Source organism: Methylobacterium sp. CB376 (genome assembly GCF_029714205.1).
Classification (GTDB): domain Bacteria; phylum Pseudomonadota; class Alphaproteobacteria; order Rhizobiales; family Beijerinckiaceae; genus Methylobacterium.
On sequence record NZ_CP121648.1, the window covers coordinates 6,272,821 to 6,290,981 of the forward strand.

17 protein-coding genes and 1 pseudogene are annotated in these 18,161 nt (G+C 72.0%); 8 read left to right on the forward strand and 10 right to left on the reverse strand.

Translation table 11 applies throughout. From position 1 onward, the window contains the following. Position 1: 1 nt before the first annotated feature. From cyoB to QA634_RS28955, 3 genes are all read right to left on the reverse strand, one after another. The gene (gene cyoB, locus QA634_RS28945) at positions 2–2,005 is read right to left on the reverse strand and encodes a cytochrome o ubiquinol oxidase subunit I (protein ID WP_012335401.1); all 2,004 of its coding nucleotides are present in this window, start codon (positions 2,003–2,005) and stop codon (positions 2–4) included. A gap of 17 nt (positions 2,006–2,022) precedes the next feature. Beyond that, a complete protein-coding gene (gene cyoA / locus QA634_RS28950; RefSeq protein ID WP_012335402.1) occupies positions 2,023–3,303 on the reverse strand; it encodes a ubiquinol oxidase subunit II in 1,281 nt (426 codons plus the stop codon). Between the two features lie 69 nt (positions 3,304–3,372). After that, complete coding sequence (locus QA634_RS28955; protein WP_012335403.1) at positions 3,373–4,716, reverse strand: MFS transporter; 1,344 nt, start codon at positions 4,714–4,716, stop codon at positions 3,373–3,375. Positions 4,717–5,416: 700 nt separating this feature from the next. On the opposite strand from QA634_RS28955, the gene QA634_RS28960 reads away from it, so the two are divergent. Together QA634_RS28960 and QA634_RS28965 are read left to right on the forward strand one after the other, a co-directional pair. Next, positions 5,417–5,830, forward strand: a complete 414-nt coding sequence (locus tag QA634_RS28960; RefSeq protein WP_012335404.1) for a PaaI family thioesterase — start codon at positions 5,417–5,419, stop codon at positions 5,828–5,830. Positions 5,831–5,992: 162 nt separating this feature from the next. Then, entirely contained in the window at positions 5,993–6,400 is a 408-nt protein-coding gene (locus QA634_RS28965) for a hypothetical protein (protein WP_012335405.1), read from the forward strand. A gap of 10 nt (positions 6,401–6,410) precedes the next feature. Here the strand turns inward: QA634_RS28965 and QA634_RS28970 are convergent, their stop codons facing one another. The 6 genes and pseudogenes from QA634_RS28970 to QA634_RS28995 all read right to left on the reverse strand — a co-directional run bounded on the left by QA634_RS28970 (position 6,411) and on the right by QA634_RS28995 (position 12,634). Continuing rightward, positions 6,411–6,656, reverse strand: a complete 246-nt coding sequence (locus tag QA634_RS28970; protein ID WP_012335406.1) for a hypothetical protein — start codon at positions 6,654–6,656, stop codon at positions 6,411–6,413. Positions 6,657–6,807: 151 nt separating this feature from the next. Then, the gene (locus QA634_RS28975) at positions 6,808–7,395 is read right to left on the reverse strand and encodes a hypothetical protein (protein WP_012335407.1); all 588 of its coding nucleotides are present in this window, start codon (positions 7,393–7,395) and stop codon (positions 6,808–6,810) included. Positions 7,396–7,516: 121 nt separating this feature from the next. Then, a complete protein-coding gene (locus QA634_RS28980; protein WP_012335408.1) occupies positions 7,517–7,867 on the reverse strand; it encodes a phasin in 351 nt (116 codons plus the stop codon). Between the two features lie 154 nt (positions 7,868–8,021). Then, positions 8,022–9,156: pseudogene (locus QA634_RS28985) on the reverse strand (TIGR00366 family protein). 76 nt (positions 9,157–9,232) lie between these two features. Then, the gene (locus tag QA634_RS28990; protein ID WP_012335409.1) at positions 9,233–10,297 is read right to left on the reverse strand and encodes a ketopantoate reductase family protein; all 1,065 of its coding nucleotides are present in this window, start codon (positions 10,295–10,297) and stop codon (positions 9,233–9,235) included. An 81-nt stretch (positions 10,298–10,378) separates the two neighbouring features. Continuing rightward, on the reverse strand, positions 10,379–12,634 hold the full coding sequence (locus tag QA634_RS28995) for an ATP-binding protein (protein ID WP_283026975.1): 2,256 nt from the start codon (positions 12,632–12,634) through the stop codon (positions 10,379–10,381). Positions 12,635–13,221: 587 nt separating this feature from the next. Between QA634_RS28995 and QA634_RS29000 the strand changes: the two genes are divergently transcribed. Together QA634_RS29000 and QA634_RS29005 are read left to right on the forward strand one after the other, a co-directional pair. Further along, on the forward strand, positions 13,222–13,554 hold the full coding sequence (locus QA634_RS29000) for a hypothetical protein (RefSeq protein WP_012335411.1): 333 nt from the start codon (positions 13,222–13,224) through the stop codon (positions 13,552–13,554). 95 nt (positions 13,555–13,649) lie between these two features. Then, the gene (locus tag QA634_RS29005; protein ID WP_012335412.1) at positions 13,650–13,871 is read left to right on the forward strand and encodes a hypothetical protein; all 222 of its coding nucleotides are present in this window, start codon (positions 13,650–13,652) and stop codon (positions 13,869–13,871) included. Between the two features lie 91 nt (positions 13,872–13,962). Here the strand turns inward: QA634_RS29005 and QA634_RS29010 are convergent, their stop codons facing one another. Continuing rightward, entirely contained in the window at positions 13,963–14,340 is a 378-nt protein-coding gene (locus QA634_RS29010) for a 4a-hydroxytetrahydrobiopterin dehydratase (RefSeq protein WP_012335413.1), read from the reverse strand. Between the two features lie 198 nt (positions 14,341–14,538). Here QA634_RS29010 and QA634_RS29015 point away from each other — a divergent pair, with 198 nt between their 5' ends. From QA634_RS29015 to QA634_RS29030, 4 genes are all read left to right on the forward strand, one after another. Beyond that, on the forward strand, positions 14,539–15,513 hold the full coding sequence (locus QA634_RS29015; protein ID WP_012335414.1) for an ABC transporter substrate-binding protein: 975 nt from the start codon (positions 14,539–14,541) through the stop codon (positions 15,511–15,513). Positions 15,514–15,574: 61 nt separating this feature from the next. Next, a complete protein-coding gene (locus QA634_RS29020; RefSeq protein WP_012335415.1) occupies positions 15,575–16,309 on the forward strand; it encodes an ABC transporter permease in 735 nt (244 codons plus the stop codon). A 4-nt stretch (positions 16,310–16,313) separates the two neighbouring features. Further along, positions 16,314–17,054: an ABC transporter ATP-binding protein gene (locus tag QA634_RS29025; RefSeq protein ID WP_012335416.1), complete on the forward strand. Its 741-nt coding sequence runs from the start codon at positions 16,314–16,316 to the stop codon at positions 17,052–17,054. A gap of 141 nt (positions 17,055–17,195) precedes the next feature. Beyond that, on the forward strand, positions 17,196–18,035 hold the full coding sequence (locus QA634_RS29030; RefSeq protein ID WP_283026977.1) for a quinoprotein relay system zinc metallohydrolase 2: 840 nt from the start codon (positions 17,196–17,198) through the stop codon (positions 18,033–18,035). Positions 18,036–18,161: the final 126 nt, after the last annotated feature.

Genomic DNA, 18,161 nt, shown 5'->3' on the forward strand with positions numbered 1-18,161 from the left:
GTCACGCCCCCTCGGCCAGCTGCGCCGGCCGGCTGCTCTCGAGCCGGACGACGTCCTCGGCCGGGATGTAGAAGTCCCGGTCGTGGTCGAACGTGTGCCGGATCGCGGTGGCGATCAGCGCCACGAAGGACAAGGCCGCCAGCCACCAGATGTACCAGATCAGCGCGAAGCCCAGCACCGTGCTCAGGCCGGCCAGGACCACGCCGGCCGCCGTGTTCCTGGGCATGTGGATGGGCCGGAAGCCCTGCATGGGCCGGTCGTGGCCGCGCCGCTTCATGTCCCACCAGGCGTCGTGGTCGTGGATGATGGGCGTGAAGGCGAAGTTGTAGGGCGGCGGCGGCGAGGTGGTCGACCATTCGAGCGTCCGCCCGCCCCAGGGATCGCCGGTGAGGTCGCGCAGCTGCTCGCGCCGGAGATAGCTGACCACGATCTGGACCACGAAGGCCAGGATCCCGGCCAGGATGATGAAGACCCCGACCGCCGCCACGGTCAGGTAGGGCTGCACGGCCGGGTCCTCGAAGTGCTGGGTGCGGCGCGTCACGCCCATCAGGCCGAGCGCGTAGATCGGCGCGAAGACCGTCCAGAAGCCGATGAGCCAGCACCAGAACGAGACCTTGCCCCAGAACGGATCGAGCTTGTAGCCGAAGGCCTTGGGATGCCAGTAGTTCACCCCGGCGAGCAGCCCGAACACCACGCCCCCGATGATCACGTTGTGGAAGTGGGCGACCAGGAACAGGCTGTTGTGCAGCACGAAGTCCGCCGGCGGCACCGCCAGGAGCACGCCGGTCAGCCCGCCGAGCACGAAGGTCGGGATGAAGCCGATCACCCAGATCATCGGCGTCTCGAACCGGATCCGCCCGCGATACATGGTGAACAGCCAGTTGAACACCTTCGCGCCGGTCGGGATCGAGATGATCATGGTGGTGATGCCGAAGAAGGCATTGACGTTGGCGCCCGACCCCATGGTGAAGAAGTGGTGCAGCCAGACCAGCCAGGACACCAGCGCGATCACCATCGTGGCGTAGACCATCGAGGTGTAGCCGAACAGCCGCTTGCCGCAGAAGGTCGAGACCACCTCCGAGAAGATCCCGAAGGCCGGCAGGACCAGCACGTACACCTCCGGATGCCCCCAGATCCAGATCAGGTTCATGTAGAGCATCGAGTTGCCGCCGAAATCGTTCGTGAAGAAGTGCGTTCCCACGTAACGATCGAGGGCGAGCAGGGCCAGGGTCGCGGTCAGGACCGGGAAGATCGTGACGATGATGGCGTTGCTGGCGAGCGTCGTCCAGCAGAAGACCGGCATCTTCATCATGCTCATGCCGGGCGCCCGCATCTTCACGATCGTGACGATGAGGTTGATCCCCGACAGGGTGGTGCCGACGCCCGCGACCTGCAGGCCCCAGATGTAGTAGTCGACCCCGACCCCGGGCGAGTAGGCGGCGCCGGAGAGCGGCGGGTAGGCGAGCCACCCGGTGCGGGCGAACTCGCCGACGAACAGGGACAGCATCGTGAGCGCGGCGCCGCCGGCCGTCATCCAGAAGCTGAAATTGTTGAGGAACGGGAAGGCGACGTCGCGCGCCCCGATCTGCAGCGGCATCACGTAGTTCATGATGCCGGTGACGAACGGCATCGCCATGAAGAAGATCATGATCATGCCGTGGGCGGTGAAGACCTGGTCGTAATGGTGCGGCGGCAGGTAGCCCTCGGAGGCGCCGACCGAGAGCGCCTTCTGGGTGACCATCATCAGCGCGTCCGCGAAGCCGCGCAGCAGCATGATGATGGCGAGCACGACGTACATGATGCCGATCTTCTTGTGATCGACGCTGGTGAACCATTCCCGCCAGAGGTAGCCCCACTGGCCGAGCCAGGTGATGGCGCCGAGCAGCAGCACGCCGCCGGCCGCCACCGCCAGGAAGGTCCCGACCAGGATCGGCTCGTGGTACGGGATCGCGTCGAGCGTCAGGCGCCCGAAGATCAGTTGCTGGAGATCGAGGTTCGAGACCATGCGGACGCTCGTCGGAATCAGTGCTGGTGGGGTTGGGCGGGCCGGTCGTTCAGCTGGGCCGGTGCCGGCTCCCCGCTGCCGGGCGGGGCGACGCCGCCGCCCGGTCCGGGCTCGCCCCGGGGTGGGTTGATGCCGCCGCGGCTGAGCTCCTGGTCGCGGGGCTTCATGCCCTCGGGCTGGACGGAGCCGAGCGGCGGGCGCCCGGAGGCGGGCGCCGTGGCCCCGGGCGGCTCGTGGCCGCTCTCGAGCCGGCGGTTGTCGTAGTCGAGCCTGTCGCGGTTCGCCTCGCTGTCGCGGCCGGCGCCGCCCGCCTTGTCGATGTGGTGCATCTCGGCGACGCACATCCGGCCGGGCTCGACGCAGAGCCCCAGGATCGCGTCGTAGAGGCCGCTCTCGACGCGGCCGTAATAGCGGACCGGATCCGCCTCGCTCGGCTTCTCCAGCGCCAGGTAGGCGGCGCGGTCGAGCGCCGTCCCGGACGCCTTCACCTTCGCCACCCAGGCGTCGAAGCCCTGCTGGCTCAGGCTGCGGAAGTCGAAGTTCATCCGCGAGAACCCGGACCCGCTGTAATGCGCCGACTGGCCGCGGAAGTCGCCCTCGTGGTTCATCACCGCGTGCAGGTTCGTCTGCATGCCCGGCATGGCGTAGATCATCCCGGCCAGCGCCGGGACGTAGAAGGTGTTCCAGACCGACGAGGAGGTGATCTTGAAGGCGATCGGCACGTTCGCGGGCGCCGCCATCTCGTTGACCGTGGCGATGCCGAGGTCCGGGTAGAGGAACAGCCACTTCCAGTCGAGGGCGACGACCTGGACGTTGAGGTGGTCGATGCCGGGCGGGACGGGCTTGTTGGGCCCGATCCGGGCCAGCGGGCGGTAGGGATCCAGGGTGTGCGTGCTCACCCAGGTCATGGCGCCGAGCGCGATGATGATCAGGAGCGGCACGGTCCAGATCACCACTTCGAGCTGGGTCGAGTGGTGCCAGTCCGGATCGTAGGGCGCGTCGTGGTTCGAGGCGCGGTAGCGCCACGCGAACACGAAGGTGAGCGCGATCACCGGCACGATGACGAGCAGCATCAGCGCGGTGGAGGCCAGGATGAGGTTGCGCTGCTGGATCGCCACGTCGCCGGACGGATTCATGACGACGAGGTTGCAGCCCGCGAGCGATCCCGCGACGGCGAGGAGCGCGCCCGCGCGCAGCCCCGCGCGCAGGGCCGCGCCCAGCCCGGCGGGCGGGGCCGCGCGGGCGGCGGGGGAGGGGGCGGCGGGAGCGGGGACGGACGGCATGGCGAGGGCGGTCACTCCATTCTCCGTCGCCGCCCGAGGCGGCGAACCGGCACCGGATGGGTGGGGGCTGTCGGCATCCGCGGCTCAGACCTGCCGGATCTCCGACCGGGAGAGGGTGAGCACCAGCAGGGTGGTGACCGCCCCCGACAGGAGGTAGAGGCCGACGCAGGCGAGCCCGTAGCGCGCCGACAGGAACAGGACGATCAGCGGCGCGAAGCCGGCCCCGAGCAGCCAGGCGAGGTCGTTGGTGAGCGCCGCGCCCGTGTAGCGGTAGCGCTGCTCCAGCCGCGCGGTCACGGCGCCGGAGGATTGCCCGTAGGACAGGCCGAGCAGGGCGAAGCCGGCATTCACGTAGATGGTCTGGCCGATCGCGTTCTCCTCGACGAGCAGGGGCGCGATGGTGCTGCCGATGGCGAAGATCGCGATCAGGCCGGCCGAGAGGATCAGGAGCCTGCGCCGGCCGATCTGGTCGGCGATCAGGCCCGAGGCCAGCACCGCGCCGGCGCAGATGAAGGCGCCCGAGCACTGCACCATCAGGAACTCGCCCGCCGAGCGCTGGGTGAACAGCGTGATCCAGCTGATCGGAAAGACCGTGACGAGGTGGAACAGCGCGAAGCTCGCGAGCGGGATCAGCGCGCCGATGAGCAATTCGCGCGCGTGGCTGCGGATCAGCGGGAGGATCGGCGAGGGTTCGAGCCTGCGCCGCTCCAACAGGTTCGCGAATTCCTCGGTCGCCACCAGCCGCAGCCGCGAGAACAGCGCCACCACGTTGATGGCGAAGGCGCAGAAGAACGGGTAGCGCCAGCCCCAGTCGATGAAGTCGCCCTCCGAGAGGTTGAGCAGGAAGAAGGCGAACAGCACGCTCGCCACGATGAAGCCGATCGGCGCGCCGAGCTGGGGCAGCGCCGCGTAGAAGCCGCGGCGCTCGATCGGGGCGTTGAGGGCGAGGAGCGAGGCGAGCCCGTCCCAGGCGCCGCCGAGGGCGAGGCCCTGCCCGAACCGCAGGATCCCGAGGAGGTAGAGGGACCAGGGGCCGATTTGCTCGTAGCTCGGCAGGAACGAGATCGCCATCGTGGAGAAGCCGAGCAGGAACAGCGCGGCCGTCAGCTTGACGCCGCGGCCGTGGCGCCGGTCGATGGCGGTGAAGATCACCGAGCCGATCGGTCGCGCGATGAAGGCCAGCGAGAACATCGCGAAGGCGTAGAGCGTCGCCGTCAGCGGCTCCGCGAAGGGGAAGAAGACCTTGGGGAAGACCACCACCGAGGCGATCGCGAACACGAAGAAATCGAAATACTCGGCGGCCCGGCCGATGATGACGCCGATCGCGATCTCGTTCGGCGAGACCTTGTGGTCGCTGGACACCAGGCGGGCGTCGCGCTCGAGCGGCCCGGAGGAGGGCGGCGCACCCTGAACCTGATCTATTGCCATCTGGGCGGTCCCCCTTCCCGTCAGAACAGTCCGGCGGCGCCATAAAAGGCCAATCGTGGCATCGTCGCAAGGTCGAAAGGAGGCATGGCCGGCAATGAAATCTGTGTTATTGTCGAGCTTGCCGGTCAACCAACGGGCGAGCGTACCTTAAAGACAGACGGGATACAGGAGAGCAGAGGCGGAGTTCTGGCAAGCAGAGTGCCCCGCCGCGCGCCGAATGAGCGCGAGCGGTCGGCAGACGAGCGCGAGATTCGGCCAGTTCCGCCAGGATTGCGACGGGCCGCCGCAATGAAGCGGGGGGAGTGGATCCGGCGGAGCGGCGCCCCCGCCGGTCCGATCCGGCCGTGAATGGGCGACCGTCACCGTGTGCGGCCGGTGGAGCGCGGTTCCGGGCGGCCGGCGCGGCCGCGCCCAACCATCCAGCCGAGTCCTGTGCGCGCCGTGAGCTGCCCTCATCCTGCCCGGCCGGCCGCTTCTTCGCGCGGATGCGGCCGGTTCCCGGCGCCGAGGTCGGCGCTTGCTTGGCGGCCCGGGGGCGCGACGGGGCGGCGGCGGCGCGTTGCCGGCCCCCTCGCGCGGCGCGTCGCCCGCCCGCCGCCGGCGCACACGCGGTCGTGATCGGCGCGCCCGCATCCCCGGGCCCTGGCGGGCCGGTCCGGGCGATGAGACAAGGGGCCGGGACGTTCAGGGAGGAGACGCGGTGGCAGCCCCGTTCGATCCGGCCGCGGCCGGCTGGGAGCGAGTCGACCTGTCCGAGTTCATGGACCTGATCGGGCCGATCTGGCAGCGGCCCGGCGGGACGGGCCTCCTCTACGGCCTGCTCACCGCGGAGAAGCACCGCAACCGCAACGGGGTCGTGCACGGCGGCGTGATGGCGACGCTCCTCGACATGGCCCTCGGCCGCGCCTCCGCGCAGGCCCAGGGCGGCCGCAAGCAGGCCACGATCAATCTCGACGTGCAGTTCCTCGCTCCCGTCCGAGCGGGCGAGTTCCTGGTGGCCGAGTGCCGCGTCGTGCGGGCCACCCGCGCGATCATGTTCATGCACGGGAGCCTGAGCGTGGAGGCCCGGGTCTGCGCGGTCGCGCAGGGCACCTGGAAAATCCTGGGAGCCTGAGCCGAGTCCCCCTCTGGCCGAGTCCCCCTCTGGCCGAGTCCCCCCCTCTGGGCGAGTCCCCCTGGCCGGGCCGTCCGGCGCGCCGCGACGGCGGCGCGGAACGACCGGCGGCGACGATTCGTTAACCGCCATCTTCAACGGCCCGCTCGGGAGGCCCACGCGATGGGATTCGGTTTCCTCCTCTTCCTGGTGATCGCCTGCGGGCTGCCGCTCCTGGCGCTGTTCGTCCTCGGCCCGCGCGTGCCGGATCACGCCTGGGCCGCCCTCGGGTCCGGGGCGCAGCGGGCCGCGCAGGCCCGCCCGGCGGCGGGGGGTCACGCCGCGACCGTGCCCTCCCAGGCGACGGCGGCCGGCGCCCACGAGCAGCGGGAGCGGCTCACCTCCGTCCAGGGCGCGGATCTCGAGCACGGCCTCGTCAGCAACACGGCCCGGGTCGGGGACGGCACCGACCGGCGGATGGACGGCACCACCCCGATCGGGAGCGGGGCCGAGCGGGACGGCGGGAGCCAGGCCGAGACGATGAAGCCCGGTGCGGAGGATGCGCGGGCCGCGCCCGACCGCCTCGCCTGAGGCGGGCGGCTCACGCCGCGAGCCGGCGCCGGTTGTCGGCGACCTGCTCGCGGTATCGCACGATGACGTCGCCGCAGCTGCCGCCCGCCATCAGCGTGCCGGCGGCTTCGAGCGCCGCGTTCACCTTCTCGCTCACCATCAGCTGCGCTTCGAGGCAGCCGTCGAGGCCGCCCAGGACCAGCCTCATCAGCCGCAGCTCGACGACGCTCTGGGCCTCCACGAGGAGCAGGGCGGCGTCGAGGCAGGACTTGATCACGGCAGGTCCTCGGAGCGGATCGGGGGATCGGAGCGGCGGCGGGTCTGTCACCACATCCGCCTGATCCCTTCGGGATGGCGGATGGGGGCTTCGCTCACGCGCCGCGCGGGCGCGTGATCCGGGATCCGCTTGGGATCAACCGGATCCCGGATCAGGCGGCTCGCAGGCCGCCGGTCACGAGGGCGCCGAACAGCCTGCTCGCCGCCGTCAGGGCGCGGATGGCCTCGGCGTTGCTGGCCAGGACGACGTCGACCGGGGTCCGCGCCTTCGCCAGGACGCGGCCATAGGTCAGCTTCGCCTTCAGTTCGGCCTCGACGTAGGAGAGCCAGAGGCCGTTCTGCGCGGCCAGCTTGCCGAGGAGATCGGAGGCGGCCGGAGCGGGATCGCCGCCGGAATCGGGGGCGGCCGCGTCGGAGCGGACGGGCTCGCTCGCGACCGGCGCGGCGACCTCGCCCTGAATCTCGGGCCCGGCCTGGTCGGCCTGGACCGCGACCGGCTCGGAAGGCACCGCCTCCTGGAAGGACGCCTCCTGGAAGGGCACCTCCTGGAAGGAGGCCGCGTCCGCGAAGGGCGCCGCCTCCGGCGCGAGGACCTGGGGCGCCTCCTGGCCGTCATAGCCCGCGGACCCGTCGGCGGCGAAGGTGTCGAGGGCGGCCTGCTGATCGCCGGAGGGCGACCACGCGGCCTGCTGCTCGCCCGCCTCGGTGGTCTGGTCGCCGGATATCACTGCCTCGTTCATCGCACTCCCCCTCTGGGCCGATGGTGAACGCCTACCGCGTCTCGCCGCCATGGCGCCGCTCCTTCACGTCGGAGGCTGGCCCGCGCGTCCGAAGAGGCGTGGGCTCGCCTTGCGGATCGCGTTACGCGGCCTTGGCGACCGAGTAGATCTCCTTGGCCTGGGCCTGGAGCGCGTCGAACTGGGCGCGGATGTACTCCGCCTGGATCTGGCCGGCTTCCTGGAGGTCGCGGGCGCGGATGATCTTGTGGGCGACGTCGAAGGCCGCGTTGGCGTTCTGCTCGGCGAAGGCGAGGCCGCGGGTGTAGGCGGCGCCGGCCGGAAGCGGGTACGCCTTCAGCGAGGACTGCATGGTCTCGTTGATCTTGCGGGCGTTGCCGAAGAACGCGGTCACGGCCTTGTGGGCCTGCTCGACGCTCTTCTCGGCGAAGTCGCGCAGCTCGGCGGGGACTTCGAAGGGGTTCTGAACGGTCATGGGCGTCTCTCGGCGTTTGGATCGCACCGCTTTTGTGCGGCGCACCACATTTGCTGCAACGCAGCAAAAGCCGCAACCCCGCCGGCTGGCTTAAGCCGTTCGGTCGAGGCACGATGACGCGGGGTCGGGCGCCCCGCGCCGAGGTCGCGGCCGGTCAGGGCATGACGGGCGGATGATAGGTCAGGGTGAAGGCCAGGCCCAGAGCAGGAACAGCACGACGGGCAGGTGGACCAGAAGCTGCAGGAAGCTGGACCCGACGATGTCGCGCGCCTTGAGCCCCAGGATGCCGACGAGGGGCAGCATCCAGAACGGGTTGATCAGATTCGGCAGGCCTCGGCCGCGTTGTAGACCGTCACGGCCCCGCCCAGATGGACCTTCAGCTCGTTGGCGGCCTGCATCACGTTGGGTGCCTCCAGCAGCCACTTGCCGCCGGAGGGCACGAAGAAGCCGAGCACGGCCGAGTCGACGCCCATCGCGCGGGGAAAGCTGCCGGTGGTGTTCACGCTCACGAAGGCGGGGGTGATCGCGTCCGAGGCGCTCGCCCCGGCGGGGTTCTTGGGCAGGGTCAGCATGGCGCTGATCGCCGCGTAGAGCGGGTCCTGGATCAGGATGCCGGCGGTCGCCGGCAACCGCGCGGGCCACCGCGACGAGGAAGCGCTTGGGCCGCCGGTGCAGCAGCAGACCCAGGGTGAGGAGCAGCCGGTTGTAGGTGTCGAGGTTCGAGATCGCCACCATCCAGGATTGGCGGGCGAATTCCTGCACGATCCGGCCGCCGGCCAGCAGCACCAGGAGCAGGGTGAGGATCGGCGAGTGCTCCAGCCACTCGCCCGGCTGGCGGGCGGGCGCGAGGTCCTGGCCGTCGGGCGAGACGTCGATGCCGAGATCCGCCGCCAGGACGACGGCATGGTGGCGGCCGCCACGAAGCCGACCGCACCGCGGCCGGTCCGCGGCAGCCGGGCGAGGCGGTCGATCAGGGCCTGCACCGGGGGCGAGGTGGCCACGACGTAGCCGCCGATGGTCACGAGGGCCCTCTGCATGGTGAAGGGGATCAGGCTCCAGAAGCCGTCGCCGAAGCTCCTGGCGACGGCCTCCGCCGGGGCGCCGTGCGCCATCGCCCCGAGCGCCACGCTCACGACCGCGATGGCCACGAAGATGAAGGCGTCCGGGAACCAGCGCTCGGCCCAGTTGGTGAAGCGGATGCCGAGGCGGGCGAGCGCGCCCTCGCGGCGCGCCTCCCCGACCGGGGATTCCGTGGCGGGTTCGCGGCTGCGGAGGGTGCGGGTGGCCACGAGCGCGTCTCCCTTGCCGGCCGTTGCGATCGGCCTTCGCCAACAAGGGATGAGGGGGGGCGGATGGTTGCCGGACTCAGCCGGCGTCGGATCCGCCGACGATGACCCGCTCGTCGAGCTTGCGGTCGACGGTCTGGACCGTGCGGTCGATCTCCTCGTTCGGCGCGCCGAGCTGGTGCGAGATCAGCTTGACCAGGAGGTCGACCCGCTCGATGGAGGGCGCCCCCTTCGCCACCGCCCGGGCGGCCGAGGAGGGGTTGAGCAGGCTCTCCGCCGCCTTGGCGTATTTCTCGAACGGCACCTGATCCTGCGGGTCGGCGCCCAGCCGCCGGGCCACGGCGTCGACGTGCTCGTAGATCATCCGCGAGCGGGCGAGGTCGCCGTGCACGGCGTCGCGGATCGATTGCGGCTCCGTCGGCGTGATGCAGCGGTAATTGCCGGTCAGCAGCATCGACCACTTCGCCAGCGGGACGAACAGCGAGTCGAACACCTTGAGCTTCACCGGGACGTCCTGGCCGTCGAGCCGCACGGCGTCGATATCCGCCTCCAGCTCCCGGAGCAGCCCGGTATGGGCCTCGTCCTCGAAGGGCGCCGCCTTGAAATTGGTCGGCAGCCCGACGTGGAGCACGTTCGCGCCCTCGTCCGGCGGGCGGTAGGCCTGCGGATCGGGCGAGCAGAGCGACACGAGGCCCGGCACGAACCGGTCCCACACCCCGGCATTGGTGTAGGCCTGTTCCAGGTCCATGTCCGCCAGCGCCGGGATCCGCTTGAGGTAGGGCAGGGGCGGCATGTTCATGATCGAGAGGCAGGGCAACCTCGCCTCGGCGATCTTGATCATCAGGACGCGGATCGTGTGGTTGTTGTATTGCGGCTCCTGCATGGCGAGCCCGACCAGGTCGTAGCCCGACACGTCCACCTCCTCGGGCAGCCGCGCGTCCAGGCGCCCGGGCAGGTCGCGCGAGCGGATCGCCCGGTGGCTCGGCTCGTCGCGCAGCTTGATGCGGACCTCGGTACCCTCGCGGTTGATCAGGTCGGCGGTGTTCCGGCGGCAGACCAGGGTCACGTTGTGGCCCGCCATCAGGAGCTTGGTGGCGAGCAGGGAGCCGTAGGAGGCGCCCAGGATCAGGATGTTGCGCGGCATGCGTCTCTCCCAGGGATGAACTTGCTGGTCTTCAGTCGCGAAGGCGAAGCGGGAACCGGGTGGCGGGGTCGCGGCCGGCGATCATGGCGGCCGACGCCCGCGCGGCGGAAGCGGGAATGTCGGTGATCCGAGGGCCGCGCGTCCGCAGGGGCGCGGGCGCGCCGGATCCGGGGGCGCCCGGGCGCCGCGGACTCGGACGTGGTCGCGCGGGCTCAGATGTGATGGTGCTCGGCCGCCTCCGTTGCACGGTGGTCGACAGTGAACCAGAAACCAGACGGCAAGCCAACAGCGCCGACCCGGTCCGCGCCCTGGCCTAAAGGGGCAGGCGCGCCCCGGCCGGCCGCCGCGGCGCGGGCCGCGGCCGCCGCGGCGCCGAGCATCGGTCGCCGCAGCGCCGGCCGCTTCGGCGGCGAGAATGGCGCGAGAGCGAGAGGCCGAGCAGAATCGCGCGCCGCGATCCTGCCCGGAGCCTGCTCCGACGAAGCGGATGCCGGTGCGTCGCGGACGATGCGGCGAAATCCGCGACCGAGGGCGGCGCCCGATCGCACCGTGATCGGGCGCCGCTCTAGCGCAGCCCGAAACGCGGCTGCGCCTGCGCGAGCCGCACCGGCGGGTAGGGGTGGGCGCCTGCGGGGCGGCCTGGGGCGGGGAGGTGATCGGCGAGGCCGCGAGGGGCCCGTCATCCGCGAGGGCGAAAGCGGGTCCGGGGCCGCGCCAGCGCTCGACGATCGAGGCCACGTAGCCGCGATCCGTCGCGGCGGCCCGGAAGGCGGCGGGACCGGCCGCCTCGCTGCGCGGGAGCCGGTGAGGCGGCAATTCGGAGAAGCGGATCCGGGTCGGGAGCGGCGTGCCCTCCCCGAAGGCGAGGGCCTCGCGGGTGCCGAGCGACGGGACGAAGCCCAGGAGGCTGGAGGCGCCGTCCGAGACCGCGGCGCGCAGGATCGCCTGGTCGCGGTCGTTGGTCATCCGCATCGCGAACACGGTGCTGCACTGGGAGATGATGGTCGAATCGAGCTCCGCCGCCCGCTGCGTCACGATCCCCAGGTAGATCCCGTATTTCCGCCCCTCCTTGGCGATCCGCGACAGCGCCTTGCGGGTCGGGCCGAAGCCCATGCTGCGGTCGGCCGGCGCGTAGCGGTGCGCCTCCTCGCAGACCAGCAGCAGCGGCAGGGTGCCGTCGCTCCACAGCCCGATCTCGAAGGCCATCCGGCAGACCACGGAGACGAGGGAATCGACCACCTCGGCCGGGAAGCCGGCCAGCTGCAGCACCGTCACGGTCCGGCCGTTCCCCGGATACTTGAACAGGTCGCTGATGACCTCGACCATCGGGTCGCCGCCGAGGGTCGCGTTCTCGAACATGAAGGCGTAGCGCGGGTCCGCCCGCACCGCCTCGATGCGGCCGAGCAGCCGCGTGTAATTGAACACCAGCGCCCGGTTCTCCAGCTTGCCGCGGCGCTCCTCGATCAGGGCGATCAGGTCGGGGAGGCGGTAGGGCACCGGCGCGTCGGCGCTGAAGCCCGCCCCGCGCGCCTCCGCCCGCTTCAGCAGCGACCGGTCCGCGCCATGCCGCCCGCCCGCGTACATCGCCTTGGCGAGGGGGATCAGCTCCGCCAGGATGCCGACCTCCTCCTCGACGCCCGGCCGCCCGCGGAACAGGACGTCGACGAATTCCTCGAAGTTGAACAGCCAGAACGGCAGCCGGAGGGACTTCGGCCGCACCACGTCCGCGTGCGGCCCGAAGCAGGATCCGTACTCGTTGTGCGGATCGATGAACAGGATCCGCAGGTCGGGCTTGCGCTCGATGATCGCGCCGACCAGGACCGACACGCCGCTCGACTTGCCGACTCCGGTCGAGCCGAGGACCGCGAAGTGCTTGGTGAGCAGGTCGTCGACCTTGACGTTGGCCGGGATGCCCCTGTTCTGCCGCAACTCGCCGATGCTGACCGCCTCCTCGCCCGGCAGGCTGAAGATGACGTCGAGATCCCGCGGGGTCAGCAGCACGACCGGGTCGCCGATCTCCGGATAGGCGGTGACGCCGCGGCGGTAGCGCGGGGCGCCGCGCCCGCCCGGGCCGATCTCGCCGAGCAGGTCGATGGTCGCCGTGATGCCCTGTGCCGTGCTGCCCTGCGCCGCGACGCCCTGCGCCGCGGGCCCGGCCCCGCCGGCCGAGGTCATCACGCCGATCACCAGGGCTTCGGGCGTGCGCAGGCCGATCAGGTTGCCGACCGTGGTCGCCTGGGCGTGGTGCGCGGCGGGCGCGAGCCGGATCCCGGCCTGCGCGCCGCCGACCTGGTGCACCTGTCCGACCACCGGATTGCCGCCGAAATCGATGTCCACCCGGTGACTCCTCCCGAGACCGCCACGCCCCGCAGACATACCGGCCAGCCGTAAAGAACAAGCGTCGGCGGCAAGGCTCAGGCGCCCGCATCGTGGAAAGCCGGGCGGTGGTTAATCGATTTCCCGCCGGCCGCTTCCGGCATTCCCGCGCACCATGATGCGCTGTCCGGACGTGATCGTCCGGACAGCGGATGCCAAGCCCGCGCGGCGCTTGAGCGAAGCCCCAATCCGCCATCCCGAAGGGATCGAGCGGATTGGGTATGCCAAGCCCGCGCGGCGCGTGAGCGAAGCCCCAATCCGCCATCCCGAAGAGATCGAGCGGATTGGGTATGCCAAGCCCGCGCGGCGCTTGAGCGAAGCCGAAATCCGCATTGCCGAAATGGGAGATGGCGACGCAATCCGTCGGATTTCGTACGACTTGTCGATCGGGCCGGGTGGGCGGCGCGATCCTCGATACGGACGAGGGAAATGGGATGATATGCCGCGCCCGGCGCAGCTCTTCATGGCGCGTGCGCGCGCGCACCTTGGTGCGGCGGCGGGCTCACCACATCCGCCGGGTGACCGAGCATGGTCCAGGCCTTCGCCCCATGAGCACCGAATTTCCCCGCACCCGCGACTGGTCCGTCACCGAATTGGGCCGGCGCGGCGACGGTGCGGTTCCCTGCCTGAAGATCGCCGGCCTCGTCGAAGTCGAGGGCGGGTGCGCCGCGCCCTATCTCGACCAGGTCTGCACCGCCGATTGCGGCGCGGCGACGCTCGTCCTCACCCTGAGGGACGCCGCGCCCCCGCGGGGCGGGCGGGCGCCGGAGCTGCGCCCGCTCGCGTTCAAGAAGGTCGAATCCTACGCCACCTACGACCGCGTCCTGATCCTCTGGAAGGGGGCGACGCTGCGCAGCCTGGAGGTCGCGCGGCCGGGCTGAGGCCGGCGCGGCGACCCCGGACCAAGGTCGGAGCGAGGCTTGGCGGCGTCCCGCGGCGCCCCATCCTGTTCGGAGGGATCGATGGAGCGCCCGCGATGAACGGCTTCCTGGCAGTCGTGCTGATCTGCGCCAACGCGGTCGCGGTGCAGGATTGCGAGGAGGCGACCGCCACCGACGTCTTCAAGACCCGGGTCGCCAACGAGATGGGCTGCGCCACCGGCTGGCAGGAGATCATCGCGCGCTCGGACGTGCGGGAGGGCATCGGCCAGACCGCCTACCTGAAGACGCAGTGCCGGCGCCTGCGCGCCGGGGGCTGAGGCCCCGCGCCCGGCCGGCGGAGCGGGATCGCGCCGCGGATCCCGATCCCGCCTCGTCCGCCGAACCGGCGGCCGTGGCGGCGAGCGGGGCTCAGCGCTCGTGCTTGACGTAGGCGAAGCGCGGGTCGGCGGGGGTGCCTTCGAGGGCGCCGCCCTCCAGGCCCGGCTGCCAGCCCACCACCTCCTCGATCTTGCGCGCCAGGGCGAGGTCCTTCTCGGTGACGCCCTTCGCCGAGTGGGTGGTGAGCCGCACCTCGACCCAGGCGTAGGAGGCGGTGAGGTCCGGATGGTGCCAGGCGGCCTCCGCGAGGTGGCCGACCGTGTTGATCACCATCAGGGTGCCCTTCCAGGAATGCGTCTTGTAGGTCCGCTTGATCCAGCCGTCCTCGTAGCGCCACGCGGGCAGGTCGCGGGCGAGGCGTTCGGTGACGGCGGCGGCCTCCAGCACGGTGTCGCGGGTCACGGCCATGGGGGTCTCCTCATCCGGTTGACGAAAGTCCAGGTGACCGGGGGACCGGCGCCGTCCCAAGGTCGGCGGGGCGATGGCGAAAAGGTGAACCGCGCCGCGCCCCGGCGCAAGCGCGCGCGGTGGACGGGGACGGCCCGCATCCTTACCAGTGCGCCGACGCGGCGGCCGGGCCGGCCGGACGGAGAGGGGAGGAGCGGGATGCTCTCACGGCGCGGGTTCCTGGCGGCGGCCGCCCTCTGGCCGCTGCCGCTCGGCGCGGCGGAGGAGAGCGCGCTCCGGGTCGGGGTTTTGCCCTTCGGCACCGTCTCCTGGGAGGCGGCCGTCATCAAGGAGCGCCGGCTCGACGCCGCCCTGGGCTTCTCCCTCGAGAGCCTGAAACTCGCCGGCAACGACGCCGCCCGCATCGCCTTCCAGGGCGACCAGGTCGACACGATCGTGTCGGACCTGCTCTGGGCGGCGCGCCTGCGCGCCGAGGGCAAGCCGGTGAAGTTCCTGCCCTATTCCTCCACCGAGGGCGCCCTGATGGTGCCGGCCGGAAGCCCGATCCGCGCGGTCGCGGACCTCGCCGGCAAGCGGATCGGCGTGGCGGGCGGCGCCCTCGACAAGAACTGGCTCCTCCTCAAGGCCCGCGCGCAGGAGAAGGACGGGATCGACCTGGAGCGGGCGGCCCGGCCCGCCTTCGGGGCGCCGCCGCTCCTGATGCAGAAGCTCGAAGCGGGCGAGCTCGACGCCGCGCTCCTCTACTGGACCTTCTGCGCGCGGCTGGAGGCCAGGGGCTTCCGGCGGCTGATCGGCGCGGACGAGATCGCCCGCGCCTTCGGGATCGAGGGGCCGATCGCGCTCCTCGGCTACGTCTTCGACGAGGGGCTGCTCCGGCGCAAGCCCGCGGCGCTGGCCGCCTTCGCCCGGGCCTCGCGCGAGGCCAAGCAGGCCCTCGCCGCGGACGACTCCGCCTGGGCCAGCGTCCGCCCGCTGATGGCGGCGGAGGACGAGGCGACCTTCGGGGCGCTGCGGCGCGACTTCCTGGCCGGCATCCCGCGGCGCCCGGTCGCCGCCGAGCGCGCCGATGCCGAGCGCCTCTACGCGGTGCTGGCGCGGCTCGGCGGCGAGCGCCTGGTCGGCAGCGCCACCACCCTGCCCGAGGGCCTCTACTGGGACGCCCCGCATGGCTGAGCCCGGCCGGGCGCCCCGGCCGGGCGCGGCGGCCGCGCCCCCCGCGGCCGGGTGAGGCGGCATGGCCCTCGCGACGCGCCTCGCCTCGGCGCTGCTCCTCCTGATCGCGTGGTTCCTGGCGAGCCGCTTCACCGACCTGCGCACGCTGCCCTCGCCGGAGGCGGTGACGGCCTTCGTGTGGCGCGAGGCGCAGGGCGGCGACCTGCCGCGCAACGTCGGCATCACGCTGCTGCGGGTGGCGGCGTCCTTCCTCCTCGCCATGACGACCGGGGCGGTGCTCGGCATCCTGCTCGGGCGCTCCCGGGCCGCCGACCGGCTGCTCGACACGCCCCTCATCGTCCTCCTCAACACCCCGGCCCTGGTGATCACCGTGCTCGCCTATATCTGGCTCGGCCTCACCGAGACGGCGGCGATCCTGGCGGTGGCGCTCAACAAGATGCCGAACGTCGCCGTGATCATGCGCGAGGGGGCGCGGGGCCTCGATCCCGGCCTGCAGGAGATGGCGCAGGCCTTCCGCTTCGACCGCCGCACCTGGATCCGCCACGTGCTGCTGCCGCAGCTCGAACCCTTCGCGGTCGCGGCCGCCCGCTCGGGGCTCTCGCTGGCCTGGAAGATCGTGCTGGTGGTGGAACTGCTCGGGCGGCCGAACGGCGTCGGCTACGCCATCTCCTACTATTTCCAGCTCTTCGACGTGGCGGCCCTGATCGGCTACAGCCTCGTCTTCAGCGCGGTCATGCTCGCGGTCGACCTCCTGCTGCTCCAGCCCCTCGATGCCCATGTCCGCCGCTGGCGCTGAGCCCATGTCCGCCGCTGGCGCTGACCCGGCCCTCTCCGTCGCGATCCGCCGCAAGACCTACGCGGCCCGCGGCGAGCGCGTCGAGGCGGTGCGCGACCTCGCCTTCGCGGTCGAGCCCGGCGAGACGCTCTGCCTGATCGGCCCCTCGGGCGCGGGCAAGACCACCACGCTGCGCATCCTGCTCGGCCTCGACCGGGATTTCGAGGGACGCGTCAGCCCCGATCCCGCCACCCTGCGCATCGGCATCGTGTTCCAGGAGCCGCGGCTGCTGCCCTGGCGCAGCGTCGAGCAGAATGTCCGCCTCGCCCTGCCGCGGGCGGAGCGGGGGCGCCCGCTCGACGGGCTGTTCGAGGAGCTCGGCCTGACGCCGTGGCGGGACCGGTTCCCGGGCGAGCTCTCCCTCGGCATGGCGCGGCGCGTCGCCCTCGCGCGGGCGCTGGCCCTGGAGCCGCGCCTCCTCGTCCTCGACGAGCCCTTCGTGTCCCTCGACGACGCGGCCGCCGCCGCCCTGCGCGCGGCCGTGTTCGGCGCCGCGCGGCGCCGCCGCGCCGCCGTGCTGATGGTGACCCACAACGTGCCCGAGGCGCTGGAGGTGGCCGACCGGCTCCTCCTGCTCACGCCCCGGCCGGCGCGGCTCGCCGCGACGATTCCCCTGACCACGCCGCGGGCGGAGCGCGGCCGCGCCTGGCAGGAGGCGACCCGCCGCGACCTCGCGGCCCGCTACCCGGAGGCGGTGGCGGCCTGATCCCGGAGGATTCTCGATGCGCGCGATCCCGCGCTGGCTCCTCGCCGCCACCCTCTCGGCGACCGCCGCCCTGCCGACGCCCCCGCCGCGCGCGCCGAGGCGCCGGCCCCGCCCGGCCCCGCCGAGGCCGCGCCCCTGCCGATGCGGGAGGTGGCGCCGGGGATCCTCGTCTACGCCGCGCCCTACGCGCTCGCCTCCCGCGACAATGAAGGGGCGATCGCCAATGTCGGCTTCGTGGTCGGGCGCGACGCGGTGGCGGTGATCGACACCGGCGGCAGCCTGCTCGCCGGCCGCCGGCTCCTCGCCGCCGTGCGGGCCCGGACGGCGCTGCCGATCCGCTACGTGATCAACACCCACGTCCACCCGGACCACGTGCTGGGCAACGCCGCCTTCGCGGGCGAGGGCGCCACCTTCGTCGGACACCGCAACCTGCCCGAGGCGCTCGCCGCCCGGGCCGGGAGCTACCTGCAATCCAACGCCGACCTCGTCGGCCCGGGCTTCGCGGGCACCCGCATCGTGCCCCCGACCCTCCTGGTGGAGGAGCGCCGCGAACTCGACCTCGGCGGGCGGGTGCTGCGCCTCGATGCCTGGCCCACCGCCCACACCAACAGCGACCTCACCGTGCGCGACCTCGCGACCGACACGTGGTTCCTCGGCGACCTCCTGTTCGTCGGCCACGTGCCGGCCCTGGACGGGCGGCTGGAGGGATGGATCGCGGTGCTGCGGCGCCTGCGGGCCGAGCCCGCCGCCCGCGTGGTGCCCGGCCACGGCCCGGCCTCGGTGTCCTGGCCGGCCGCGTCCGGGCCGATCGAGCGCTACCTGACCACCCTCGAGACCGAGGTGCGGGCCATGGTCCGGGACGGCCGCCCGATCGGGGAGGCCGGCACCGCCGCCGCCGGCGAGGCGTCGGAGTGGTCACTCTTTCGTGATTTCAACGCCCGTAATGCCACCACCGCCTACCAGGAACTCGAATGGGACTGATCGTCATTATCCACAAGCGGCCGGTCGACTGACAGGTGAGCCGGCTCATCCATCGCGCCGCAGCCCCGCGAGGCCGCTCCTGCCCTACACAAGTAGTTGATGCTGCGCTGCGGTAGCGCCGTTGTG